We start from the raw sequence: 25,838 nt of genomic DNA, 5'->3' as shown, positions 1-25,838 counted from the left end.
TTTTAATGTTTGCATAATTATTGTAAATTTAATTAATAAATTTGACACAAAATTTTTCGACTTCCCACGCTGTATTTGATAACGTTTTTTGTGTTAAATTTTTAAAAATTGTTAGATAGTCTCTTTCCAATTCTTGTTTCTTAACGGGAGCAACTATTTCCCAATACTTTTGGGTCATTCTATAAAAGAAGTAAGCATCATTTAATCTTTTTTCGGATAGTAGCAATTCCATTATCCAATTACAAGCAAATCCTTTATTAAGGGTCGAATTGGAATAGTTTTCCTTTAATAACGCTTTAAATGAGGCTTTCATGAGCTTTAGAGCATTTTGAGATTTACCCAAAAACCAAAAACACCTACCTATATTACCATAATAAGAGCCTGATTGTTTTTCTTCTTTTTCTAACTCTATCATTATATCATCTTCTGATTTTCCTTCGCAAAAAATTTCAAGTGCACGTCTAATATTAGTATCATCTCTAGTATCTCTGAGTGCTAGAGCCAACGTGTGTGGTACATCTTGTCCTATAGTGATATTTGTACTATTTATAATGGCTAATGCTTTTTCGGAATATTCAATTGATGAGATAAAGTCTTTTTTACACCAGTTATGATATGCATAAGTATGGCAAAATGAAATATATGTCATGCCTTTAAACGATATTGATTTGGAAAATTTATTTAAGAAAGCCTCCGCTTCTGTAAATTTGCCAAGTTCGCTCATAGATATTACAAAATTTTTAAATTGCTCTTCAAAATAAGGAAATTCATTGGTAAGCGCTTCGTTAAAATCTACTTCAATAAAAAAACGTGTCGCTACTCTTTGGTATTCCTCAATAAACCCAGCAGTTATTATTGAATCGCCAATTTGGTGTAAGGTGCTTAAAGCAGATATATAATTCTCTTGATTTATTTCAAGCTCAATTTTGTTCGTCCAATTTTGGAATAAACTTAAAGGTGCTGATGAGTCAGGTGTTTTTTTTACTAAAAGAATTACTTGGTCATAAAAATTCACAAACATCGTTATGTATTTATTACGATCCTTTTTTGGAAATTTATATACAATATATTCCTTAACTAAGGGATGGAGTTCATATAGTTCTGGAGAAAATGGAGCAGATTTAATTACTACCAGATTCAATTTTTTTATTGCATTAAATGCTTTACTAAATTGATTATCATTCAATTCTGATGACATTATTTGCCGTAAATGTTTCTCTGTTTCTGCTACAACACTTTCTGAGAGCCCACGCATTAATATCTCTTGTTTTTGATTAAGACTTTTCCAAACGATATTCAGAGTATTTACTGCTAAAATTGTAGAGGGATTTTGTATGTCTGATCCTTTAGAGTTTTTTATATCCTCGATAAAACCAATAGCCGATTCCTCTCCTTTCATTAATTGTGCACTTACTAGATTTAGCCATAAAGGATGTCCATTAGTAAGTTGGTGAGCCTTTATGGCAATTTCTTCCTTGATTATATCACTTAATGAACAGTTCACACTTCTAAATAACTGCTTAGTTTCATCGATATCAAGATCCTTCAAAGCAATTTGAAATGTAACAGGATTTGTTACATTTATTTCAGGACGACAAGTAAATATGAATTTAGAGTTGTGATTAACTGTAATTATCTTTTCGAGCAACTCTTTTATTCCTCTTGAAGGATAAAAATTTATTAAATCAATGTAATTATCAATATTGTCGAAAACGAACACGCACTTCCTTTCCCCTAGCTCTTTAAAAAATAAATTTATGATGCCCTGAATAGATTCATTGATTAATTGGAAACTTTTATATTTTCCATTTGTTATTCGTTCAATTAAAGAAATAAATATAGTTATAAAACGATTATCCTCTTCTTTACAATCTCTCCAATCCCAAAAATCATACTCATCAGTATCTGCAATTGTTGAAATAAAATGAGATGCAAGACCTGATTTTCCTTGCCCTCCAATCCCTGTTATAAAATATGCTTTGTAATTAGTTTGATCCAATATTTTGAGCTCATTCACTCTTCCGACCCAATGGATATTTGAGGGTGGAATGTCACATTCATAAGTTGTCATAAACTTTTTGCTAACAACGTTGATAACCTTCTTAATTACAGATCCATCCGCTAGTTGCTGGCCAGGTAAGTCAATTTTACGACCTGAAATAATTTCATAAAGTCTTGGCATAATCGAATTAAAATCGATTCCTTTATATAACACAACCCTTTGATCTAGACTATTTTTTAGTTTTTCAAATAGAGCATCGTTTTTGTCCCTTATTAACCCTTCATCATCGTCATAGAACGTCCATAAAACATTACTTTCGCTATTTCCCTCATTGACTACATCAATTAGTGTATTTGTAAAAACATCCCCCCACCCACCATATCCAATAATGACTAGAATGCTATTTTGCAGTAATTTTCGCAGATCTCCTTTTAACAAAGTTCTCTCTTTAGTTAATTGAATTGATGAGTGCATTGTATCCCCTTGCCTCCAATAACCATGCAGATGCACAATTTGTACACTGGGACTACTAACCACATTTAGAATATTCCCATCATTTGTCATACTTGTTGGAGCATACGTTCCATTATTTTTAGCAACGCTAATTTCTATCAGCGGATCAAAATTAGTTGTTAGCACTGGACTTTTAAAAATCCTTGGGTATTGCACAAGAATTTTTCCTAATGCAATTATCCCGTCTTGTAAAATCCATCCTGTTAAATCTTTTTCTATATCCTCTAAAATCAGCGAATCGTTCTGATTTTCTGAGTGAACTATGGAATTGTTTCTAGCATTCAAAACCGCAGTAATGATAACTTTATTTACATCATCCTGTCCATAACATTGCAATAATGTATTCATCGCAATCTGATAGGGATTGGACTCTTTATTTTCAATCATTAAGGCATCCTCCAAAATGTCTAATTGACCATCAGCCTCAAATTGACCTTTTATTAATGATATTACTTCGCTAACACTTGATACGCCACGTGAACCTGCACCGTTAGAAAGAGTACATCCTGAACCTAGTAAAAAAGTAAATTGTTTTTTTTGCTTGAATCCGGCATTAATTCGGGATATAAGCATTTTGTCTGAGCCAAAATTCATTGAAAAAATTTAAAACCTTTTGCCAAAAAAAGCCACAGCTTTAAGGAGAGTGAAGGCACGTTAATATTAACGCAAATATAATGTAATAAAAATAAAAATGTGTGATATTTTTCTACACGATGGCGCGTTTCAAATTAAAGTTAAAAGCCAACATCAAATTGTAGCGAAATAAAAATTCTCCAGCCATGGAGCAATACCTTTGTCGATATGGGCGTTTCTTAGTTTTTTAATATCCTCATAGGCAGGGTCGGAAAAATAGCAAAAAAAAATACTTCCCTGATCATATTCAGCCTGCCGGAAGCAATTTTTTTGCTAACAATTAACTGTATTTCATCCTGATGGAAATATTGGCGGTCTACCTTTTCGGTTCGTCCCTTGCAACAGGTAAAAGGATTTGTATGGATATTTCCATTTTCAAAACACATATAAGCAATCTTTCCAAAGCTCTTATTAATTTATAATAAATTTGCATAAAATAACCAAAAAAAAAGCAGCTCTTTTCAGAACTGCTTTTAAAAACTCGGGGTGGATGATGGGGCTCGAACCCACGACCCCCGGCACCACAAACCAGTGCTCTAACCAACTGAGCTACAACCACCGTGTTTTTTCGTGCAACAAAAGTACGATTTTAAATATTTCCTGCAAATATTTTTATCAAACTTTTATTAAAATTTTTTAATGACTTAACCGTCAATTGATTGAATAATTAAAAATTTATTAAACAGACATATTTAGTGCGAAAAACTTAGCTTTGTTGTGTTTATGATAGAGATTTACACAGATGGCGCCGCAAGTGGCAACCCTGGTCCGGGTGGTTTTGGCACAATTTTGCGTTCGGGGAAACATGAGAAAGAATTAAGTGGTGGTTTTAGGATGACTACCAACAACCGCATGGAATTACTCGCCGTAATTACTGGGTTAGAAGCACTAAAAAGCATTAACAATGAAGTAATGGTTTACTCTGATTCTAAATATGTAGTAGATTCGGTAGAAAAAAAATGGGTATTTAATTGGGTAAAAACTGGTTTTAAAGATAAAAAAAATAAAGATTTATGGATGCGTTTTTTAGCGGTTTATAAATTGCAAAAAGTTAGGTTTACGTGGATAAAAGGCCATAATGCGCATCCAGAAAACGAACGTTGCGATCGTTTGGCTGTTGCGGCATCTCAAAACAAAACTGCACTCGCAATTGATTCCTTTTTTGAAGCAGAAAGGAATAAACCGACATTGCTGTAAAAAAATAGCAGTGGGCTAAATAATGTTTCTGCACAGAACAAGCCAATGTTATTAAACCCGATCGGAGCGAACATCTAGCAACAGCCTTTTCGGCTGTTTAGCGAGATAAAGCGTAAAGCGGGGCTAAATAAGTTATTTACCACTGACCTTAATTTTCCAAAAAAACTCACAAAACTTCTAAATCAAATCCGGTTAATCAAGTAATACTTTTCACTTTTTTCCAAGGGATGGCCTAAACCCACCTTTTACCTTTCAACTCTGACTGCCTAATCAATTCCTCCAATAACACCTAATGCTTCTAGTTTTGTGTCCGTTTTTTCTTCAGTCAATTTTGCTTTTGGAGAAAATTCTTTCATAAATGCTTCGGCTTTTTCTACCATTTCAATGGAGCCAATTATAATGGGTACACGTTGATGAACTTCGTCCGGCTGAATGTCTAAAATACGCTCGTAACCCGTTGTTGCCTTCCCTCCTGCTTGCTCAATAATAAATGCCATTGGGTTACACTCGTAAAGCAACCTTAATTTTCCATTAGGCGAACTCGCTGTAGTTGGGTACATATAAATGCCGCCTTTAATTAAGCTACGGTGAATATCGCCTGCCATAGAACCGATATATCTAGAGGTGTACGGACGATTTGTAGATTCATCCTCAACCTGGCAATATTTGATATATTTTTTTATCCCATCGGGAAAATGAACATAATTACCTTCATTTACCGAATACACAATGCCCGTAGTAGGGATTTTTATTTGTGGATGCGACAAGCAAAACTCGCCAATTGATGGATCTAAAGTAAAACCATTTACGCCAACACCGGTGGTATAAACCAACATGGTTGATGAACCGTAAATGATGTAACCCGCAGCAACTTGTTCGGTTCCTTTTTGTAAAACATCTTTTAAATCGGCTAATCCTTCAACAGATTTACGGCGGTAAATAGAAAATATTGTTCCCACAGAAACGTTAACATCGGTATTCGAAGAGCCATCTAAAGGATCAATGCAGACAATATATTTGGCGTTTCCGGATACTGGAGATTGAATATGGATGATTTCTTCCTCTTCTTCGGTTGCGATGATGCAACATTCGCCTCCGGTGGTTAAGGCCGCAATAAATTGTTCATTGGCGTAAACATCTAATTTTTTTTGTTGTTCGCCTTGCACATTTGTGGTACCAACATCGCCTAAAATATCAACTAACCCGGCCTTATTAATTTCGCGGTTTACAATTTTGGCGGCAATGCCGATGTCTCGTAATAACCTTGAAAGTTCTCCTTTAGCATAAGGAAAATCTGCTTGTTTCTGAATAATAAACTGGCCAAGTGTTTTAAAGGCGTGAATCATACTTAGTGTACTTTTTACATTATCTACCCGATAATTCTATGGCTTCTAAGGTATGAATATTTTCGTCAGTAATGCAAAATCTAATTAAGGTACGTACTTTATGCCAACCCTGTTTACCTGCTGCGCCGGGATTTATATGCAAACATTTAATTTTATCATCGAACATTACTTTTAAAATATGTGAGTGACCGGTAATAAATACTTTAGGTGGCTTAGTGTAGATTTCTGGCTTCACCTGTGGCGCATATTTATTTGGATAACCGCCTATATGAGTCATCCACACGTCCACACCTTCGCACATAAACCTATTATGCTCCGGAAACTGCGACCGTATTGTAGCATCATCAATATTACCATAAACGCCACGCAGTGGTTTAAAATCGGCTAATTTATCGGCTACATCATTTCCAAAATCGCCAACATGCCAAATTTCATCACATTCGCTAAAATGCTTAAAAACAGCTTCATCTAAAAAACTATGCGTATCAGAAAGTAATCCAATCTTCTTCATTTTGTACCTACTTACTTTTATTTAAGCCTTATTTTTTCGCCAAACCCCACTCATCACTTATATCTCATCACTCCTACCTCATAACTAACCTCATGCCAACTCATCACTCATCACTCATATCTCATCACTAATAACTACCTTAATATTGCAAAAAGAAATCTTTTAGTAAATCTTTATAAGATTGTGTATAAACCTTTTCACCTTCGTAAATGTAAAAATGTTCTGTTTTACATTGAGCACCATTTCTGGCTAAACAAACAATCCACCTAAAAGCCGGTTTCGATTCATCAGAGTGAAGCTCTATCTTTTTGGCGAGGATTAACCCTTTTTCTAGCGCATCTTTTATTAATAATTTTGCCTGTTTAATTGGCAATATAAACCAAAAACTGCCTGTTCCGCTCAACAGCGCATCAACCTTTTTAATTAAATTAACAAAAAATTCTTCGTTGGTGTGGCGCGCAATTCCTTTTTTTTGTTCTATATTTTTTAAATCGTTTACAAAAAACGGAGGATTGGAAATGATTAAATCAAAGTGCTCTTTATTGTTATATTGCTCAATTGGTATATTGTTAATTGATAATCGATTACTAAAAGCCGATAACTGAAAATTTTTTTCCGCAGTCGCGGATGCGTTTTCATCAATTTCGACCGCTTCTACAAGAGCCATTGGAAAACGTTGCGCCATCATTAAAGCCAAAACGCCTGTTCCCGTTCCAATATCTAATATGTATTTAGGATTATCACTTTCTACCAGAGTAGCCAACAACACCCCATCTGTATTAATTTTCATTGCGCAATTGCTTTGATTTACATCGAATTGCTTAAATTTGAATATGCTCATTTTAATTAGAAACCGAACAAATTTTGGTTTTGATGATACACAGGTAAGTTAATAATTTTAAAGAAAATGAACGAGAATTTTATTTATAAATATAAACTAACACCAGTTAAACAATCAATTTATTAACTATTTGAACCTTTTAATATTATACTTTCAGTTAATTCAGCTTAGAATAAAAGTGGATTAAGTATGTCAATAACAATCCATTAAAAGCTTACCGCGAGCTTGATAATAACTTACGCTTTTACCTGCTTTCTGTTCGCAAACAATTTCTAACCAATCGATTACATCTTTTTGCATATTTAACGAACCGCATAACATTATAACACCTCCATTTTTTAGGATTGTATGAATAAAATCTGCATCTTTAAACAATAAATCTTTTACATACTGCTTTTGGTGGCTCCGAGAATATGCGATATTGATTTTTTTAACTTTTTGCAGTTCGGTATTTAAAATGCTTTCATAAAGATTAAAAGAATTTTCATCTCTAAAACCACAATATAAATGAATTTCTTTTTCGCTTCCATATTCATCTATCATCCCTAAAAAAGGCGCAATACCAGTACCGTTTGATACCATAATTACCTTTTTTGCTTTTAATGGAAAATGAAAATGTTTGTTGTTTACAAGGGTTGCGTTTATCGCTTGTCCGATTTCTAGTTGACGTAAAAATCCTGAGCCCAAACCATTTTGGTGCAATTTAACACTCAATTGTAAATCGTTGCCAATTTTACCGATAGAATACTGCCTCTCTCGATAATCGTTTGCTGGGAAAATGGTTAGCAAATCGCCCGATCTAAATTTAGTGTTTTTTCGAGGTCGCAATTTGATTAGAAATGAAGGTTCTTCTTGTACAGAAATTTTCTTTTCAATAACATCGAATATTTGTGTTTTAACTGGTTTAACTTTTAATGATTCTGTTAAATTATCAAGTAAAATATCAGAATTTTGCGCCCACAAAGTTGCCCATTTTGTAAAATCTCCTGGTGAACGATCATTTACGCAATGAATTTCTACAAGTGGTTCTGCCCAATTTTGTTGCGACAATACGTTATTTACTTCGTAACCAAATTTGCAAAAATCGGGATAGCCATGCGAACCAAAACCCACCACACTAAAAGCTACGGGTTGTTTTTGCTGGCTTCTTTTTAACAGATCAATAAATTTCGACGCATTTGTTGGCGCTTCGCCTATGCCGTAAGTAGCTGTAAATACAACTAATTGTTTAGCTTTTGGAAAAACCATATAATCGTTAAGTTGACCAATGTAAACTGCTTTTTCACTTTTTAACAATTGGTGGTAAATGGCTTTAGCAAAATGAAAAGTAGTTCCATTTTCTGAACCTACCAAAAGAATAAATTCAGCTTCGCTCGCCTTATATTTATTCTTGATTTTAACTTGCCTCCGTTTCCACCAAATAGCAAAGCCAGAGTAGATAAAAAATAAGATATTAACAGAGGCGATACCAAGCACAACTGCCCAAATTGCACTTGTTTTGCCGGTGTGTAAATCCATGCTTAAGTTAACGAGCTGTTTCGTTTTTGATAAAAATTGAGTACTCAAAACATCACCAGTAAGTTGATTTACTGTAATTTCTTTATCCTTTAGTTTAACGGTAAAATAATCTTCAACATCGTTAGAAAATGGAAATTCTATGGATTGCACATCAGAAAGTTTAGTATTACTGAAAATGGCAAAATCTTTTAAATCCGTTTTTGGCGATATTTTTAAAAGATCGAGATTTATTTTAGGCGAACCCTTTTGTGCTGGAAACAATTCGAACGTTTGAAAAGATAGTATTACGCCCGAAACAGAAATAATGATAATCGGGATTAACAGCAACCGACCTAAAACTACGTGGTAATATTGTGCGAAATTATCTTTAACAATTTTGGCGAAAAACCTTTTTATGCTTCTTTGCCTTTGAATAATTAAAACTGTGCCCGATGTAGCAATCAAAAATAGCAAAAACGAAGACAAGCCAATAAAAAACCGACCCAGTTGATGAAGAAAAAGCGACCTGTGCAATGCAGTTACCCACTGAAAAAATTCACTTTCTTTGGCAACTTTACCCAAAACTTTGCCAGAATTTGGATCGATGTAAAACTTACCTGATTGATCCTTTAAATCCGTAGCATCAATCACAACAAACTTATTTTCGTCAATATGTACCTCAATAACATCGGTAAAGTTTTTGGTTACATTAGGGATGAGCTGTGCAACGGTAAGATTGTTGAAATTTTCACTTTTATAAGGTTGCATTTTATCAGCCACCGGCTTAAAAGAAAGCACAATACCAGTTAACGATGCGAGCGTAATAAAAAGAAAAGAAGATACGGCCAAAGCTAAATGGCTGTATCTCCAAATTGAAATTGTCATTAAAAAACTCTTAATTTGCGCTAAAACGAACGTACCTAATATACCCTTTGCCTTCGGTTTTGGCCGCAAGTCCTTCGGTGGTTAAAGGCACTTCTACATCTTTAACATTGTATTTTTTATCTTCCACAGCCGATTCGAAACGGATGGTATATCCCTTGTTCAATTTTGCGTCTTCTATTTCAAATGTGGTGGTACTGCGATCGCCCCCTGTTACCGATGCACCCGTAATTGCGCTGATGTTTGATGGTTTTTTTTTATAGAATTTATTCCATTCTTTAATATCGTGATACCATTTTTTATTAGCGCCCATTACATAAAGTGTTTTTTCGTAGGCGCCCTTTGCATCAATTAATGAAACTACTATATAAGCACCTTCGCCCATATAATTGGTCATTTGTAACATGCATTTGTATTTAGTTACTTTTTGCGCCATTGAAGAGTAACCAGTGAATAGCACCATCAAGATGCCAAGAAATATTTTATAAATTGTATTCATTTTTTGTTATTTTAAAAAGTCGATTGATACTTTATTTTTAGTTAGAAATTCATTTTCTGCAGCCAAATCATAAGCTGTTTCTTTAAATTCGGTAGTGGCATCCTTTTTCGCGCCAATAGAAATTAAATAATTCAAAATTTCTACATTTTTTGCCGTCATAGCTGCTTTATGCAATACGGTGTAACCATCTGCATTTTTAAGGTTTACATCAATTTTTAATGGCTCCAAACGCTTTAATAACGATAAATCGTTTTTAGCAAGGGCTAAATGATATAAAGAATTCCCATTGGATTGAGTAGTTTTAAAATCAAATCCTTTATCAGTAAGCAATTTTAATTTTGAATCAAAGTCTGCAAGGTTTCTTGTTGAATAACCTTGAAATAAGTAAGATGCAATATTATCACCACGTTTATCAACAGCACTTAGATCTGCACCACTATCCACCAAAAACTGAACAATTTCTGCAGAATTTCCCTTAAAGGCCATTGCTAAAGCTGAAGTTCCTTTTAAATTTACGTGATTGATATTTTGAATGTTTTTCGCTAATAGCTTAATAGTTGACAGATCTTTATTACTACCCGAGGCCATTATAAAAGCGGTATTACCATCTTTATCGGCCAAATTTACATCTACTCCTTTTGAAATAAAATAATTTATAATTTCTTGTTGATTTGGCTTACGGCCGATGTAGAATAAAGCGGTTTCTCCGTTAGTACCCAACGCTTTAGGTTTAATTTTTGATCCTTCGAGATATTGAAATACGGCTAATGAATTAGGAATGGAAGTTCGCCCACCGCTACCTTGCGCAGCCATAATCATCGCGTTATCGTTAAATTTAACCCCTTTTGAAATCAATTTATTCATCAGGTCGATGTTCCCCGATTTCGCAACATAATTAAATGCCGTGTTGCCACTCGCATCCTTACTATTTAAGTCTAACCCTTTCGAAATAAAATAGTTAGTCAGCAAAAAATCTTCATCATTTGGAATGGCAATCAACAATGCGTTTGCACCGTCTGGATTAAGCTCCTTCTTAAGGTCAACACCATTTTCAATCAATAAATCGTAAATTTTAGTATCCTTTTGACCGGCATTTAAGGCAAACATCAATGGAGAATAACCGTGACTATCTTGAACATTAACTTTGGCTCCATTTTTTAAAAGATTTTCCGTTACTGGTAAATTTCCTTTCGCCATGGCCCAAAAAAGATAAGTTCTGCCATCGTGCGTAATTTTGTTTACATCGTTACCGGGTTGAGCCAATAAATATAAAATACTTTCTTCGGATGCATTGTTATTGATGGCTAAAACGACGGCATCCATTGCGTTGTTACTCAATTCACTTGCACTATTACCTTTGGCAATTTCTGTTTTTATCGCAGTAACATCTGGATTACCTTTCCAAAAACTTTGATTTAGAAATGAATTTTTTTGCGCATTTGCATTCATAGACGCAATAGCAAAGATAATTAAAAAGATTTTTTTCATATTCGAGGTAAGGCTTATTAAACAAAATTTCAGAACCAATTATAGTTTGGATCTAAATATTTCGGCTAAGTTAACAAGAATCATTCTAAATAAATAAACTATTTATAATTATTATAAATTAGGTGTGCGCTTTAAACAAATTATCCATAAAAATCCCAATCAACTACAACTTATCTACAAAAATAAGCCTTAGCTTTATTCAAAATATAATCAAGAATCACCATGTGGAAATTCTACGCAATTTTATCCGCTATTTTTGCAGCTGCAACTGCTATACTCGCTAAAATTGGGATTAAAGATATGAGCAGCAACTTGGCAACCGCCATTAGAACTGTCGTTATTTTATTTGTGGCTTGGGGAATTGTGTTAATTAGTGGCGAGGTATCGGAAATAAAAAACCTAACCCGCAACAATATTATTTTTTTGGTATTATCGGGTCTTGCCACTGGCTTATCGTGGATATTTTATTTCAAAGCACTATCTATTGGCGAGGTTTCAAAAGTTGCTCCAATTGATAAACTCAGCGTAGCGATAGCAATGGGTTTGGCTTTTGTAATTCTAAAAGAACCTATCGAAATTAAAACACTTATTGGCGGTGCAATGATTGTAGGCGGAAGTTTGGTGATTTTGCTTTGAGATAAAGCTCGATGTAATATGAAACGTACGACAAAATTGATCGAATTTAATTTAAGGCTTTTGATGCTTCTATCATGTTAACAGGAGTTACAATATAACCACTCCTTTTCAAAACATCTAAAATGCCGTACTTTTTCCTGAAAAACAAATGGCCCGCACCCACAGCTATAAAAGCATTTTTGTTTTTTAACTCCTCCTTTAATCTATCTCCCCACAACTTGTTTCGGTCTAAAAGCGATGCTTTATCCGCATCCTTTAATTTCGTTGTGTACGCCACAGTAAAATCCATTAGTCCCTTATAAAATAACTTCAAATCTTTTATCCGCTTATCGTTGTGTTCGGATCTCACGCCGTTTTGGTAATTAACAATATCCTTAATTGTTGAAACAATTTCTGTGGAAATTAAAGAAACATTTGCAAAAGACTTAATTACTTTGACATTATCATCTAGCCCAAAAAGTGGTTTTTTGTTTTTTAGCGCAGTTTTTTCCAAGATACCGTCAAGGGTTTCTATATTAGTTATATCAAAAGTATCTGCCCGAAGTTTATATTGGTTAGATAAGTCAACATGAAATTTAGTAATGGCTAGATCGTTAAATGCTACCAAAAATAACTTTTGCTTTTCAAAACTATTATTTGGCACAATGTTTTTGGATGCTCCAATATTACCTATAGGAAATCCGAGGTAGGCATTGTAAAAGCTGTCAACCAAGAGCGAATCTCTTCCAAAAAGCTCAATAAAAGTTTTGGGCTTGCCATCATTTAAACCATCCATGTCTTGTTGTGCAACTTTGTAAGAAGCCGTTTCGGTAAACATTACGTCAGAAGATGCAATGATATCTACTAAAAAGTGAAATTTATTTAACCAAGCATTTCCCAAACTGTGATTTGTTCCCAGTACATAACTTGTTGCTCCTGTTTTGGCATATACAACTTTCCATAATACTGATTGTACGTGATTTTTATTTTGAGCCATGGCAATATTGCAGCCAATAAAACCAAGAAGAATTAATATTTTTTTCATATTTGAGTCGTTATTTGATTACTTAGACTAGAAATATACTATCAAAATTTGGGTATAAAAAGCTTCATTAAAATCATCTTCAAAATCTACAATTTTAGAAAACTTTAAATTCCTTTTAGGTACAAAAAAACCATACGTTTATGTTATAAATTTATCCATCTATTTTATCATACATCTTCGTATAGTATTCTTTTGCCATTCTAGTCGATTCGAGCGCAGGAATTACATCTTCCGCAGCTTTTTTAATCATTTGCATCCATTTTTCTGGATGTTGATAGTACGCCGGTAAAACCTTATTTTCCAATACAGCCATTAAATTTTTATTTTCCAAAACATCTCTATCATACTCAGAAAGTGAGTCAGGAGCTGGATCAATGATGAAGCAATTTTCTCCATCAACTGCAAATTCAGGAATCCATCCATCGGGGATTGATAAGTTTATTGACCCATTCATTGCAGCAGTCATTCCGCTTGTACCAGATGCTTCGCGGTACATTCGTGGGTTGTTCAACCACACATCAGAACCTTTTTTTAATAAAGCTGAAAGTTCGAGTTCATAACCAACCAATACGGCGCAGTTGCTAAATTCTTTTGTCTTGTCAATTATTGAATTAAATATTTCATTTGCACCAATATCTTCAGGATAAGGTTTTCCTGCCCAAATAATTTGAATCGGGAAGCTTGCATTGTTCATTAGCGACATAAAACTTTCCCAATCGCGCATTAAAAGGTCTGCCCGTTTATACGCTGCAAAACGTCGTGCCCAAACGATGGTCAACACATTTTCATCAAATATTTTTCCAGTCTGATTCGCCACTTCTTCAAAAAGCAGTGATTTCATTTCTTTTTTTCGATACTGAAACGCATTTAGATCATTGGTTTTAATACATTTTGCAATTTCTTCATCTTGCCAATAATGTTGGTTTTGGGCATTTGTAATTGATGTAATTTCGCAAATCCCATTATAACCGCCCCACATTTTTCGGGCAACCTCACCATGAAGTTTAGAAACCCCATTCGCTTTGCCAGAAAATTTCAATGCTGCCAACGTATAATTAAATTTATCGCCTTCCATCCCTAGCAAAAATTTTACTTCATGATCTTGCAAGTGATAGAAAAACGACATCTTTTTCAGCAAATCGAAATCGTGTTCTTCGTTTCCGGCTATTTCAGGTGTGTGTGTTGTAAAAACAACACGCTTTTTTGTTTCGTCTAATTTTTTAAATTTTGAGTATAAAAAGAAGTTAAGTGGCACCGAATGGCCCTCGTTCATGTGATAAATATCAGGTGTAATATTCAATTTTTCTAGCAGTAATCCGCCACCAATGCCTAAAATAATCGATTGGGCAATGCGCGTGGCTTCATTTGGATCGTATAAACGATGCGTAATGCTCCTGCTCAGCTCGTCGTTTTCTGCTAAATCGGTGCTCAACAAAAATAATGGCGCAGATCCAAAAGTTTCTGGTTTTAATAAATATGCTTTTACCTGCACATTAGCATCGTGCACAGGAACAGAAAAAACGATTCCTGTATCGGTTAAAAAAGAATAATCTTTTTGGACGAATGTAGGCAGCATTTTACCTTCTGAATTTCTAACCTGATCGTAATAGCCATATTTCCACAGCATTCCAATTCCAATCAAATTTTGTTTGAGTTCGAATGCACTTCGCAAATGTGAACCTGATAGAAATCCTAAACCGCCACTGTATATTTTTAAAGATTGATCGACGGCAAATTCCATCGAGAAATAAGCAACTACTGTTTCGTATTCTGGAGCTGTATTGTAACCGAAAATTTCATTTTTTGTCATAGTTTACAGGCAATTATTAAAGTGCCTAAGCTATGAATATGATTGTGGGGAAATATGTTTTAATTGTTAATTTTTTATGTAGTAAAGAATTAATTACGAAGTGGTTTTTTGTTTAAGGTATGATCTTTCGCGTTTTAAAAGAAAACTCAACTCGTTTTGCCACCTGATAAATTTTCCCAAAAAAACTTTGATCGTGATATTGACGGTTTACAACCGAGATTAAGTTTTTTGCTTTGAGGTAGAAAAGATTTAGAAAACCGATGTGATCTCTATTATTACCTTCATTTGGCACTAAATTCCACGGTATTTTAACTTTTTTTGGAGTTAACGCATAAATACCAAAACTTAAAAGTACCGAACAGCCATAGTCGAATAAATCTTCTTTTTTCTCCTTAATGGAGAGTACTCTCGCCTCTTCCCAAAAAGAATGGCCTGCCTTTTTGTTAATCGTAGCAATATCGATTATCCAATTTAAATTATCTCTACTAAAAAATGTCACAGCATGAATAATGATTAAAAACACTTCATAAGCAACTTGAGGCTTTTTAGCATGAGGGATTTTTTCGTAATTTTCTAAATGGAGCCAAAAATCATCAGTAAACTTAGCCGAAGATAAAGAACCAACTCTCCAATGCAAATCTAAATTCGTTTGGTTTTTTTGTTGGATGCAACAGGTAGAATGAAAATTTTCAAAAAATTGCTTTTCCGATTTTTCTAAAAGTTTATTTTCATAATTTACGGGCAAATAATCAATCTGCTTAATCAAATCTAAGGCTTTAAAAACATCTTTGCGAGGTACTAATATATCAAAATCAGCCATACAGCGAAGCTCCTCAAGATCATAATAATCCATTATAGATGCGCCTTTTATAACCGTAACATCAACTCCTCCATTAAACAATGTTTCACATACTTTTTTCAGTTCGTGATTGATGTGTTTAGTACGCAACCACCAATGTTTGTAGATAATTTTTAAGCGTTTATCATGTATAGAAATAATCCCCATTTTTTGGTTTTCATGCAAAAAATACGGAATTAGGCGAGATGAGCTAAAATCTAAATCATCGATGTTTACTTCTTTCTCCCAAAGACGAAGCGCCTCTTCTTTATCGCCTTTAGCAGTTGCCAAACAAGCTTTAATCATTAAACGCTGTGTGGACGTCAAATAATTTTCTGATCTAAAATTGTTTAATTTCATCTGCAATATTTTCGAAGCCAGTTTGATGACTGATAATGATTAGAATGGTTTTACTTTTAATGTTAGAAATCTCCCTATAAATTTCATTTATTGCGAATTCATCTAAGTGATTCAATGGTTCATCTAAAATCAATAGTTCTGATGAACGAAGTAACTCTCTTATTAAAGCAACTCTTTTTGATTCTCCACCTGATAATCCTTCACCTCTTTCTCCTACAATGCGGTTTTCTGCTAAACCAGAAACTGGAATGAGGTCCACTAGCCAAGATTGTTTCAATTTATCCCAAGCTTGCAATGGTGAATTATGTCCGAATAAAATATTTTCTTTAATGCTACCCATAAATATTGGGGAATCTTGATTCAGAAACGTGAATCGATTACGGAACTGCTTTAAATCTGTCCAATTTATAGGTTTGCCATTAATGCTTAAACACCCGCTATTGGGTTGCAACAAGCCTAGCAAAATATGCGCTGCGGTAGATTTTCCACTGCCATTATACCCTTTCCATAGGTAAACTTTGCCCATTTGTAAATCAATATTTAGGTTAGTGATAATGGGTTTATCATCGTATTTAAAACATAGGTTCTGAATACTTATAGTTTCTATAGCACCAAAAGAAACCATTGATTTAGCATCATCAACGTTCTCTTCTTCTAAATCGAAAAAAGTTGATATTGTTTTCAGTGCCTCCTGGGCTTCTACGAAACTGTTTAACGAACCTGGAAGTTGTGCGATATTGCTTTGTATTATAGATACGATTAATAGTGTCAGTAATAAATCATCTAAACCCACAAAACCTACTTTAACCCAATATAACCCAATTACAAAAACACCAATTCTAACAAAATTCCCAATAGTTTGATTAATGTTACGCCATTTTTCTTGATTGAGCATCATTTGAGAATTTGACTCTAAAAAAACCGCTCCGTTTTTTAAATTGGCTGTTGCCGATTCATCGTAACCCCTATCCATTTTAATAAGATCAAATTGATCTACAGTCTTCGCAACCCAATGATGTTGAACCCGCCAAGCATGATGAAAATCTTTCATGAAAGGCCTTGTTTTCACCGTTGCGATATAATGGCCAATTACCATCAAAATTAATCCACAAAAACAAACGATAAACAGCGGTAAACTAATAAATATGATAAATAAACTTAATACAAAAGCGATGATACTATTCACGATCAGATACTCCAATAAAGCTGACATTCCCCTCCTCAAGCGCCATACTTCTACCATAAGCATATCAAAATAATAAACTCTATTATTTTTGTGGAAGGTTTGCCAGCTTAAACCGTTCATTTTAACCCATATTTGATGAATTAAATCCAACGTAGAATACTTTAATACTTTGATGTTTATTTTAGATTGTAATTGAGATGCGATTGCACCAAGAGCCAGAATGATACTAACTAAAACGATATTCATTATGATTTCGCTATTTGGCAGGGAGGCGCTATTCTTTATGGTACGATAAAGAATAAAAGGCCAACTAGCGGCAACCACAATGCGAAACAAACCAAAAAAAATAGATAGCAGAAGTTGCTTTTTTGGCATCGAAGCTAAAAAATTGGACCAATAGCCCACACCCTCCTCAAAAGATTTTTTCGCTCTATCACTCATCTTTTCTCTTTTCGTTCAAATGTTTTTTTATTAGGCTTAAAAATGCGTTTTTATCTACAAATCGAGTCATGTTGGAATCGTGTACTCTACGAAAAGCCAGTACTTCATTTAACATAACAATAGGTTGTTCGGCACGTATTACTCGGCTATACCATTCAACAAAATCGCCAATTACAACATCTTCTTTAAATAAACCGAAGGTATCAAATACTTTTCTCCTCCCTAAAAAAGCACTTTTAGAATATCCTTTAAGGGGCTCATTTCGTTTGCTATGTGTACGTGCTACTTCATCTTCAAAATCCTCGAATTCTTGCAGTAGGCAAAAACAGATATCTACTCCATTTTCGATAGCTTGCATTTGTTTATTCAATTTATCTTCATGCCATAAATCATCAACATCTAACATTGCAATGTACGGCGCATTACAATATTTAATCGCTGCGTTAAGTGTAGCCGATACACCTTTGTGTGAGCATTGCAAAAGAACAATACGATTATCCGTTTCTTGTAATGTTTTAACAAATAATACAGTATCATCTATAGAGCCATCATCAGCAATTATAATATTTAGGTTTTGCCACGATTGTTTTTGAACCGTTTCAATAGCTTTTTTTATGTATTTTTCGCCATTGTAAACAGCAATAATAACATCTATAAAATTAGCTTCCATTTACTTTGATTTGTTTGTGCAACATCCCTAACATTTCTTTAAGCATTAGTGAAGTATTTTGGCTTTCATTACTTCCATGAAACCATTTTTTTAAAAGCAACTTTTCTACATTACCTTCTTTACAGCCTGCATTTCGTAATTTACGGATTAAGTCCATATCGCTGCTCACTTTTAGGGTTTCGTCAAAAAGATTTACATGTATTAAAATATATTTTCTGATTAATATACCGCTGGGTATGAACGAACGATGCTCTTCCATATATTTATAATCGAACGTTGGTGGTAAACTTACGCCATCTTCGCATACAAACGCTTGATTGCAGGTTACAAATGTACAATATGGATCTTTTTTCAAAAATGCCCATTGATCTTTTAATTTTGTTGGCTCCCACTCGTCGTCTTGATCTAAAAATGCAAGTATTTCTCCTTCAGCATATTTTACGCCATTATTTCGAGCATTGGCCACCCCTGCATTTTTTTGTTCAAAAATTTTTGCCATTGGGTAGTTTGCCATTATAAATTCTGCACCACCATCGGTAGATCCATCATCAACAATAATAAGTTCCCAGTTAGTATAGGTTTGACTTACAACACTATCCAAAGTTTTTTTTATTAGATTTTTGCCGTTATACAACGGAACAATGATACTGATTAAAGGGTCTTTTTGATCAATTCGAAAATCTTTAATTTGTGGTAAATGTTGCTTCAATTGTAAATTTTTCCTGCGTTGAATAGATTGATGTAAAACCTTTAAAACATTGAGCTGATTTAAATCTTTATTTACCGACATATTGCTTCCGTGCACATGATAATTTAGCGTTGTTGCCTCACAAATGACGATTTTAATACCATTTTCTCTCAAACGGTACCACCAATCTATATCTTCACTAAATATTAAGGATTCATCGAACAAAAGCCTATTTTCAAATATGCTTTTTTTAACAAGTAGTGCGCCTAAATGAACATGTGTTAATCTCTTTTGCTCATCTTCAAAGTTCATATTGATGGCAGGTTGATCATCCTGTACAATATATTTTACTTTACCGCCAGCAACTTCTACATCGCTTGATATAAAATACGGCAGTAGTATGCTCAATTTGTTATTTGGCCATTCATCATCCGCATCCAAAAAACTTATAAAATCGCCTGTGGCAGCAAGAATACCTAAATTTCTGGCTCCTGCCGGTCCGCATTGTTTCGTTGTATTTAATAATTTACAGCCGGGAAAATCAAGAATTAATTGATCCAACTGCGCCAAAAACTCACGATCTGACGCATCATTTACGATAATAATTTCTATTGTGCAGTGTTTGCTATCTTGGGCAATAATGCTCATTATCGCCCTTCTTAATTCAATTCCATTATTATGCGTTGGAATGATAACACTAATTTTACATGAATTCATTCTCTATAAAATCGTTAAAAGAGGTAATAAATTGTTTCTCATCAAATCCTAAATCCCAATGATAGCTCGGTAAAGCAGCTGAAATGCGCATCATTTTTTGGTAAGCGTTTTGCCTATTATGTGGTAAATGATGAAGTGTTGTGGGTGCCATTGCCATTAACGCTTGTGTTGGATTTGCTTTTCTAAAAACTGTATCAATTTGATGCGCAACTTTAGGCAACAAAATAGCACTGATTGTTGACACAGAAATACACGCTTTAGGAAAAAGATCATTTACGTTAAAAACAGCTTTCTGATATAAATATTCTGCCTTATTTACGATGAAAGGTTTCCAATCTGCAAACCGTTTGTCAAGGTTTTCTGGTTCTATTTTAGCCGTTTGGTAAAGAGAAAATACTTTAATCTCTGCTCCAATTTCTACCCAAACATAATCATCGCCCAAGTAATTGTAGCCATTGCGTAAAAGATTTAAACACGAGGTCGATTTCCCTGAACCACTTTGGCCGGGGATTAGGATACCAACGCCATTTTTAGCCATTGCACCTGCATGCACCAACTGACTTGGCAAAGCCTCTGTCCATAGATGAAAAATGATCCTAAAAGAAAAAGTACATTCCCACCATGGCACGTCTTCAGCACTTCTAACCCAGTAAATACCTACGTTTTTAGATTTGGAGTATAAAAAAACCTGTTTTTGCCACGGTTGAAAAAACAGTTGAACATCATCCTCATCAATTGAAGAATTATACCCCTGCGCATTAAATCCATCCCAAATTGGAGCAGTTAATTTTTTAGGTAAATGAGCTTGTTCTGCATACCAAATGGTTAATTCTGGCGCGTTATCATCTTCTACATCAATTATTAAATGAGCAAGTGAAGGCAGAAACAGGTTACGTAAATTTGCTGATGGTGTATTCAAACGTACTAACCTATCAGCAATTGATAACTGATCTTTATGAAAAGATGCTAAGCTATGGAATTGAGAGAGCGCTTCGTTAAAATACTGAGTAGGTGTCAAAATAAATATTTATTTTTGATCATTTTGAACAGTCCATCCCTCTTCATCAACGTCATGTATAGGATCTAGCATTAATAAATCTTGCATATCAGCGTATCTATTAAAATGAGATATAACATATTTTTCGGGCAACAGCAATTTAGATTTAGCATCAGCAGGCATTGCGTTTAGCTTAATAATACTTTCATTTTGCAATTCGCTAAATATAATATTTAGCTCATTTTCGATGATGGCCGTATGTTCAGGAAAAGCGGTTGCCAAATCCATAATTACCTCTTTTTCATCATCGAAAGGCAATGCATTAACCATAGATACGGCTAAACCTTGGATACTATAATAAAGTCCTGTATCTAAATTTGCTATAATATACTCACCATCAAATATATCTGCGGCAAGGCGTGGATTCAAAAAATACATGTTTTATTTATAAAAATTATTTGGTTGCAAAAGTAACGAAAAAACTTATTTTAAAAAAATGTACTTTGTTCTATTTTTTCCATTTGGTTTTCTTAGGCTTAATATGCGCTGTTATGTTAAAAAAGGCTACGGTATATAAAATAATGATTTATTTACAGTCACATTCGCAACCAGATTCTTCGTGAAAGATTCGGTAGCCTGCCCGTAGCAGGTAGGAAGTGAGGGCAGAGACCAGAGTACTTCGTCATCGAGCGAGCGTAGCGACGAGATATCTCTAAGTTAATGTGCATTGCTTTAACGTTAGCTACTGCAAATAAATGAACAGACTTCTCCTCATGAAAAACTCGTTCGAAAAGACGATCTGGCTTATTCATACGTCATATCGAGCGAGCGTAGCGACGAGATATCTCTAAGTTCCTTATTCACTGCATTAACGTTAGTTGGTGCAAATATACCGGAAGATTTCTCCTCGTGAAAAACTCGTTCGAAAAGACGATTTGGCTTACTCATACGTCATATCGAGTGAGTGCAACGACGAGATATCTCTAAGTTCCGTACCACTGCTTTAACGTTAGCTACTGCAAACAAACTAACAGACTTCTCCTCATGAAAAATTCGTTCGAAGTGACGGCAGCAGGTAGGAAGTGACGGCAACAGCCAGAGTACTTCGTCATATCGAGTGAGCGTAGCGAAGAGATATCTCTAAGTTCCGTACCACTGCTTTAACGTTAGCTTCTGCAAATAAACAAACAGACTTCTCCTCGTGAAAAACTCGTTCGAAGTGACGGCCGCATGCAGGAAGTGATGGCGATGATGAGAGTACTCGGTCATATCGAACGAGCGTAGCGACGAGATATCTCTAGGTTCGTTTGTACTGCTTTAATGTTAGTACTGCACACAAACCAACAGACTTCTCCTCGTGAAAAACTCGTTCGCCAGCCTGCCGTAGGTAGGAAGTGACGGGTTTGGTTTGGGTTATCGTCATATCGAGCGAGCGTAACTTGTCCCGATTTTTTCAGGAGCAGTGAGATATTTACGAAACTGCCAAACTAAAACAAAAGGTTGAGCCCTTCCCTACCACACTTTCTGCCCAGATTTTACCTTGATGAAGGTGTATAATTTCTGCAGAAAGATATAAACCTAAACCAAAACCCGCAATTTTTCTGGTTTCGATATTATCAATCCTATGGTAACGTTTAAATAATTTCTCTAAATCTTTTTCTTTAATGCCCACGCCGTAATCTTTCACTCGCACGGTAATTTCTTTTTTATTTTTGCCTGATGATACTTCAATATCCGTTTTCCCGGGCGCATACTTTATTGCATTGCTAATAAAATTGCTAATTACCTGCCCAATTTTATCCCGATCTGCATTTACCGTAAATTTCTCTTTAACCAATAACTTAATATGGTGATTGGGAGAAGTTGTTTCCGATTCTTCTATGATTTCTTCTAACAATGCGTTAATTTCAAAAACTTCTGGATTCAACAGTATCTTTTTAGCTTCAAAACTAGAAGCATTTAAAAAACCATTAATTAAGCCAGTCATTTTTTTGACTTGAAGATTCACCTTTTCCATAGATGAAACCATAAAATCATCTTTATTTTTTATGGCTTTTGAAGTTAGCAACTGTGTGTAAGCTTTCAAGGTGGTTAGCGGTGTTCTCAACTCGTGACTCGCCATTGCTATAAAGTCATTTTGACGAATATCGTCTTGTTTATGAACCGTTATATCATTTATAACTCCTGTTAAATACGCTGGCTTATTATCCTTATCATACGAAATATTGCCAACAGACCGCACCCAACGAGTTTTACGATCTAGTGGCGCATTAATCGGATATTCAATATCTAATCGCTCGCCATTTTTAATACTTTTCTCAATTGCCTCCTTCACGATCGATTGATATTCTTTTCCGATTCGCTCAACAGTATCTTCAAAACTTACTTCTTCATCGCTTGTAAAGCCAAATATTTCTCTCATCCTATTGGAAGAAATAAATTCTCTACTTTCTAAATTTATAGAATAAGTGCCCATCTCGGCTGCATCCATCGCCATTGCAATCGTTCTATTACTTAAATCTAATGCTCGTTGTACTTTCTTAAGTTCACTAATATCGTTAAAAGTAATAATTGCACCGCTATTTTTATGGTCCGATTGTCTAACATAAGGCATCGTCATTACTTGGTACCATTTACCGTTGTTAGTTTCTATTTCCTTGGTGATAATTTCGCCATTTTCGAGCACCTGTTTTATGTCTTCAATTATCGTCTCGAACTTTATATTTGTGGTAATGTTACTTAAAGGCCTACCAATATCGGTTTCTAAAAGGTTAATTTGCTTTACCGTTCCGGGTGAAAATTTCATTAACAGCAGTTCGTTATTAATAAAAAGCTGACCATTAATATTGCTTCTAAAATAATTATTTAGGTCATCATTAATCTCCAACAACTCTTTGTTCTTTAGCTGATATTCAGAATTTATCGTGTCAAGTTCTTCATTAACCGATTGCATTTCTTCGTTGGTGCTCTGCATCTCCTCATTTGCAGAAATCATTTCTTCGTTAAAAGACTGCATGTTTTCGTTTGATGCGTCAAGCTGTTCATTGGTCGATTTCAGCTGTGCTTTAACATCTTTCAACTCTCCCTCAATGTTTGATGTATATTCATCGTGGTACACTTTTTCATTAAATTCAATCCCTTCCTGTTTGGAGATGGCGAAAGATTTATCTTCAATAAATGTTACCATGATCAGTTTCTGTGTACCACCCCGTACCGAAATTGGAGATAGGGAAAGATTGACACGGATAAAGGAGTCTTCATGTTTAATTTTAACCCGGTTGAGCGTCACTCTTTTTTCGGTTTTTATTACCGTGGCACACATCGTATGAAAAGCCATGGCAAGTTTTTTGGGCAAAAGTTCTTCTAAATTAGAGGTAAAATGTTTGGCCAAAAGAAATTTAGCAGTTTTGCCATAAGATTTTACAACATTTTTATTTTCATCGATGCAAAGCACCAAATAATCCAAATCTTCGGCAAGCTCTACATGCATTAAATCTGAAAGTGATCCATCTATGCCAATATACATGTTCTGGGTAGCTACCGATACTGGAATTTGCTTCGCTTCCAAAATATCGGGCATAGAAAATGCGTCAAAGCTGAACATCTTTTTTGATTTTATGTTGCGGTATATTCTATACTGCTTACTTACAACTTCTAAATTCTGGATAATTGGTGTTGGGTTTTCGCTCGATCCTATAAAAAGATATCCATCGGTTTTAAGACCAAACAGCAACATAGAAAATACTTTTCGCTGTAATGTAGGCGCCATGTAAATCAGCAAATTACGGCAACTGATTAAGTGCATGTTGCAATAAGGCGGGTTTTTTACCAAGTCGTGTTGGGCAAAAATCGCCATTTTCCGTATTACGGGCGCAATGCGATAATTATCCCCTTCTTTAATAAAATAGTTGTTCAACCTTTCGGGGCTTACATCTTTTACTACGTCAGGTTGATAAATGCCTTTTCCAGCATGAATAAGCGCTGCACTGTCGATATCAGTCGCAAAAATTTTAACTATGGTAAAGGCTAAATCACCAATAAGCTGTTCAGCAATAATCATGGCAAGCGAGTACACTTCTTCTCCTGTTGCACAACCTGCTACCCAAATTTTAAGCTCCTCATTGGGCACTAATTTTTTTAAAATGCCAGGAATTACATTTTTCTGCAGATAATCAAAAGCTTCTTTATCTCGGAAAAAAGCGGTAACACTGATCATAAAATCCTTAGAAAGTGCTTCAATTTCTTCTGGTGAATTTTTTAAAAAGTCGTAATATTTGGCAAGTGAATTAAAATCATGATAAGTAGCCCTTCGCTTGGTCCTCCGCATAATAGTGGAGGGTTTATAATCAGAAAAATCAAGAGGCGAGCGTTGCTTAATTAAACTTACAATAAGTGCAAGATTTTTATCATCTTCTTTTGCTTCGTTTTTGATTTCACCTTCATAGTTTACATAATCTTCGATAGCACCCGGCATTGAAGCAGGCTCCAAAATAAAATCGACCATTCCGGTTGCAATGGCCTTAGAAGGCATGCTTGGAAATGGTGAAGTTTCTGGATTTCTGGCCATTACCATCCCCCCGGCTTTCTTCACTGCAATTAGTCCTTCGGTTCCGTCACTCCCCAACCCTGATAGCACAACTACAATTGCTTTATTACCACAATCTTTTGCTAAAGAATAAAAAAATGTATTAATTGTTAAATGTGGCGCTTTAGATTCTTCCTTATCCGTTAGATGTAATTTACCGTTTTGAATAGTCATCACCTTATCGTGAGGGATAAGATAAACACGATTTGTTGCCACAATAACTCCTTCAGTTGCTTCTTCCACCGATAGTTTACTGTGTTTGGCGAGCACTTCTGCCATCCGACTTTTAAAATCTGCAGAAAGATGTTGCACCACAATATAGGATACGCTATCGATTGGGGTATGATCAAAAAAGGAATTAATTTCATCTAAACCACCGGCAGATGCACCAATGGCAATGATATATTGAGGATCTTTCATTACGGATTATAAATTATGTGGGCAAGGTTCACTATGTATCTGGGTAAAATGCAATCT

The 25,838-nt window shown here is 34.8% G+C and carries 19 protein-coding genes and 1 tRNA gene; 2 read left to right on the top strand and 18 right to left on the bottom strand.

The window, feature by feature from the left end; genetic code table 11:
* Positions 1–28: 28 nt before the first annotated feature.
* Positions 29–3,109, bottom strand: a complete 3,081-nt coding sequence (locus EZJ43_RS08305) for an SIR2 family protein (RefSeq protein ID WP_133262237.1) — start codon at positions 3,107–3,109, stop codon at positions 29–31.
* A 524-nt stretch (positions 3,110–3,633) separates the two neighbouring features.
* A tRNA-His gene (locus EZJ43_RS08300) sits at positions 3,634–3,707 on the bottom strand.
* Between the two features lie 164 nt (positions 3,708–3,871).
* On the opposite strand from EZJ43_RS08300, the gene rnhA reads away from it, so the two are divergent.
* Entirely contained in the window at positions 3,872–4,345 is a 474-nt protein-coding gene (gene rnhA, locus EZJ43_RS08295; protein WP_133262236.1) for a ribonuclease HI, read from the top strand.
* A gap of 266 nt (positions 4,346–4,611) precedes the next feature.
* Here rnhA and fbp read toward each other — a convergent pair whose 3' ends face one another.
* From fbp to EZJ43_RS08265, 6 genes are all read right to left on the bottom strand, one after another.
* Positions 4,612–5,691, bottom strand: a complete 1,080-nt coding sequence (gene fbp / locus EZJ43_RS08290) for a class 1 fructose-bisphosphatase (protein ID WP_394343222.1) — start codon at positions 5,689–5,691, stop codon at positions 4,612–4,614.
* A 19-nt stretch (positions 5,692–5,710) separates the two neighbouring features.
* Positions 5,711–6,202: a metallophosphoesterase family protein gene (locus EZJ43_RS08285; protein WP_133262235.1), complete on the bottom strand. Its 492-nt coding sequence runs from the start codon at positions 6,200–6,202 to the stop codon at positions 5,711–5,713.
* Between the two features lie 139 nt (positions 6,203–6,341).
* Positions 6,342–7,043 (bottom strand): tRNA1(Val) (adenine(37)-N6)-methyltransferase, encoded by a 702-nt coding sequence (locus EZJ43_RS08280; RefSeq protein ID WP_133262234.1) that lies wholly within the window; start codon positions 7,041–7,043, stop codon positions 6,342–6,344.
* A gap of 192 nt (positions 7,044–7,235) precedes the next feature.
* On the bottom strand, positions 7,236–9,425 hold the full coding sequence (locus EZJ43_RS08275) for a PepSY domain-containing protein (RefSeq protein WP_133262233.1): 2,190 nt from the start codon (positions 9,423–9,425) through the stop codon (positions 7,236–7,238).
* Positions 9,426–9,435: 10 nt separating this feature from the next.
* Complete coding sequence (locus EZJ43_RS08270) at positions 9,436–9,921, bottom strand: DUF2271 domain-containing protein (RefSeq protein WP_133262232.1); 486 nt, start codon at positions 9,919–9,921, stop codon at positions 9,436–9,438.
* Positions 9,922–9,927: 6 nt separating this feature from the next.
* Positions 9,928–11,409, bottom strand: a complete 1,482-nt coding sequence (locus EZJ43_RS08265) for an ankyrin repeat domain-containing protein (RefSeq protein WP_133262231.1) — start codon at positions 11,407–11,409, stop codon at positions 9,928–9,930.
* Positions 11,410–11,631: 222 nt separating this feature from the next.
* Here EZJ43_RS08265 and EZJ43_RS08260 point away from each other — a divergent pair, with 222 nt between their 5' ends.
* Positions 11,632–12,045 (top strand): EamA family transporter, encoded by a 414-nt coding sequence (locus tag EZJ43_RS08260; protein ID WP_133262230.1) that lies wholly within the window; start codon positions 11,632–11,634, stop codon positions 12,043–12,045.
* Positions 12,046–12,091: 46 nt separating this feature from the next.
* Here EZJ43_RS08260 and EZJ43_RS08255 read toward each other — a convergent pair whose 3' ends face one another.
* The 10 genes from EZJ43_RS08255 to EZJ43_RS08215 form a co-directional block, all read right to left on the bottom strand.
* On the bottom strand, positions 12,092–13,069 hold the full coding sequence (locus EZJ43_RS08255; protein ID WP_133262229.1) for a TraB/GumN family protein: 978 nt from the start codon (positions 13,067–13,069) through the stop codon (positions 12,092–12,094).
* A gap of 151 nt (positions 13,070–13,220) precedes the next feature.
* Positions 13,221–14,879, bottom strand: coding sequence for an alpha-glucan family phosphorylase (gene glgP, locus EZJ43_RS08250; RefSeq protein WP_133262228.1), 1,659 nt, complete (start codon positions 14,877–14,879; stop codon positions 13,221–13,223).
* Positions 14,880–14,991: 112 nt separating this feature from the next.
* Complete coding sequence (locus EZJ43_RS08245; RefSeq protein ID WP_133262227.1) at positions 14,992–16,077, bottom strand: nucleotidyltransferase family protein; 1,086 nt, start codon at positions 16,075–16,077, stop codon at positions 14,992–14,994.
* Positions 16,058–17,704, bottom strand: a complete 1,647-nt coding sequence (locus tag EZJ43_RS08240; RefSeq protein WP_133262226.1) for an ATP-binding cassette domain-containing protein — start codon at positions 17,702–17,704, stop codon at positions 16,058–16,060. The genes EZJ43_RS08245 and EZJ43_RS08240 overlap by 20 nt, the downstream gene beginning before the upstream one ends.
* Positions 17,697–18,374, bottom strand: coding sequence for a glycosyltransferase family 2 protein (locus EZJ43_RS08235; RefSeq protein WP_133262225.1), 678 nt, complete (start codon positions 18,372–18,374; stop codon positions 17,697–17,699). Before EZJ43_RS08235 ends, EZJ43_RS08240 begins: the two co-directional genes overlap by 8 nt.
* Positions 18,364–19,779: a glycosyltransferase family 2 protein gene (locus EZJ43_RS08230; RefSeq protein WP_133262224.1), complete on the bottom strand. Its 1,416-nt coding sequence runs from the start codon at positions 19,777–19,779 to the stop codon at positions 18,364–18,366. Before EZJ43_RS08230 ends, EZJ43_RS08235 begins: the two co-directional genes overlap by 11 nt.
* Entirely contained in the window at positions 19,766–20,797 is a 1,032-nt protein-coding gene (locus tag EZJ43_RS08225; RefSeq protein ID WP_133262223.1) for a phosphoenolpyruvate carboxykinase (ATP), read from the bottom strand. Before EZJ43_RS08225 ends, EZJ43_RS08230 begins: the two co-directional genes overlap by 14 nt.
* Before the next feature lie 9 nt (positions 20,798–20,806).
* Positions 20,807–21,214, bottom strand: a complete 408-nt coding sequence (locus EZJ43_RS08220) for a hypothetical protein (protein WP_165953111.1) — start codon at positions 21,212–21,214, stop codon at positions 20,807–20,809.
* 366 nt (positions 21,215–21,580) lie between these two features.
* Complete coding sequence (locus EZJ43_RS17090) at positions 21,581–21,724, bottom strand: hypothetical protein (RefSeq protein ID WP_165953110.1); 144 nt, start codon at positions 21,722–21,724, stop codon at positions 21,581–21,583.
* Between the two features lie 523 nt (positions 21,725–22,247).
* Entirely contained in the window at positions 22,248–25,781 is a 3,534-nt protein-coding gene (locus EZJ43_RS08215; RefSeq protein WP_133262221.1) for a chemotaxis protein CheB, read from the bottom strand.
* Between the last annotated feature and the right edge of the window lie 57 nt (positions 25,782–25,838).

Origin of the sequence: Pedobacter changchengzhani (assembly GCF_004354365.1) — a bacterium.
Lineage (GTDB): Bacteria > Bacteroidota > Bacteroidia > Sphingobacteriales > Sphingobacteriaceae > Pedobacter > Pedobacter changchengzhani.
The sequence above is the reverse complement of the archived record's forward strand: the minus strand, read 5'-3'. Positions and strand labels throughout refer to the sequence as shown.

Excerpts from the sequence above, each read along its gene's own strand:
- EZJ43_RS17090 (WP_165953110.1), bottom strand. The coding sequence starts at position 21,724 with ATGAGTAAGCCAAATCGTCTTTTCGAACGAGTTTTTCACGAGGAGAAA.
- EZJ43_RS08270 (WP_133262232.1), bottom strand. The coding sequence starts at position 9,921 with ATGAATACAATTTATAAAATATTTCTTGGCATCTTGATGGTGCTATTC.
- EZJ43_RS08220 (WP_165953111.1), bottom strand. The coding sequence starts at position 21,214 with ATGTATTTTTTGAATCCACGCCTTGCCGCAGATATATTTGATGGTGAG.
- EZJ43_RS08215 (WP_133262221.1), bottom strand. The coding sequence starts at position 25,781 with ATGAAAGATCCTCAATATATCATTGCCATTGGTGCATCTGCCGGTGGT.
- EZJ43_RS08260 (WP_133262230.1), top strand. The coding sequence starts at position 11,632 with ATGTGGAAATTCTACGCAATTTTATCCGCTATTTTTGCAGCTGCAACT.
- EZJ43_RS08265 (WP_133262231.1), bottom strand. The coding sequence starts at position 11,409 with ATGAAAAAAATCTTTTTAATTATCTTTGCTATTGCGTCTATGAATGCA.
- fbp (WP_394343222.1), bottom strand. The coding sequence starts at position 5,691 with ATGATTCACGCCTTTAAAACACTTGGCCAGTTTATTATTCAGAAACAA.
- EZJ43_RS08305 (WP_133262237.1), bottom strand. The coding sequence starts at position 3,109 with ATGAATTTTGGCTCAGACAAAATGCTTATATCCCGAATTAATGCCGGA.
- glgP (WP_133262228.1), bottom strand. The coding sequence starts at position 14,879 with ATGACAAAAAATGAAATTTTCGGTTACAATACAGCTCCAGAATACGAA.
- rnhA (WP_133262236.1), top strand. The coding sequence starts at position 3,872 with ATGATAGAGATTTACACAGATGGCGCCGCAAGTGGCAACCCTGGTCCG.
- EZJ43_RS08280 (WP_133262234.1), bottom strand. The coding sequence starts at position 7,043 with ATGAGCATATTCAAATTTAAGCAATTCGATGTAAATCAAAGCAATTGC.
- EZJ43_RS08235 (WP_133262225.1), bottom strand. The coding sequence starts at position 18,374 with ATGGAAGCTAATTTTATAGATGTTATTATTGCTGTTTACAATGGCGAA.
- EZJ43_RS08245 (WP_133262227.1), bottom strand. The coding sequence starts at position 16,077 with ATGAAATTAAACAATTTTAGATCAGAAAATTATTTGACGTCCACACAG.
- EZJ43_RS08230 (WP_133262224.1), bottom strand. The coding sequence starts at position 19,779 with ATGAATTCATGTAAAATTAGTGTTATCATTCCAACGCATAATAATGGA.
- EZJ43_RS08285 (WP_133262235.1), bottom strand. The coding sequence starts at position 6,202 with ATGAAGAAGATTGGATTACTTTCTGATACGCATAGTTTTTTAGATGAA.
- EZJ43_RS08240 (WP_133262226.1), bottom strand. The coding sequence starts at position 17,704 with ATGAGTGATAGAGCGAAAAAATCTTTTGAGGAGGGTGTGGGCTATTGG.
- EZJ43_RS08275 (WP_133262233.1), bottom strand. The coding sequence starts at position 9,425 with ATGACAATTTCAATTTGGAGATACAGCCATTTAGCTTTGGCCGTATCT.
- EZJ43_RS08255 (WP_133262229.1), bottom strand. The coding sequence starts at position 13,069 with ATGAAAAAAATATTAATTCTTCTTGGTTTTATTGGCTGCAATATTGCC.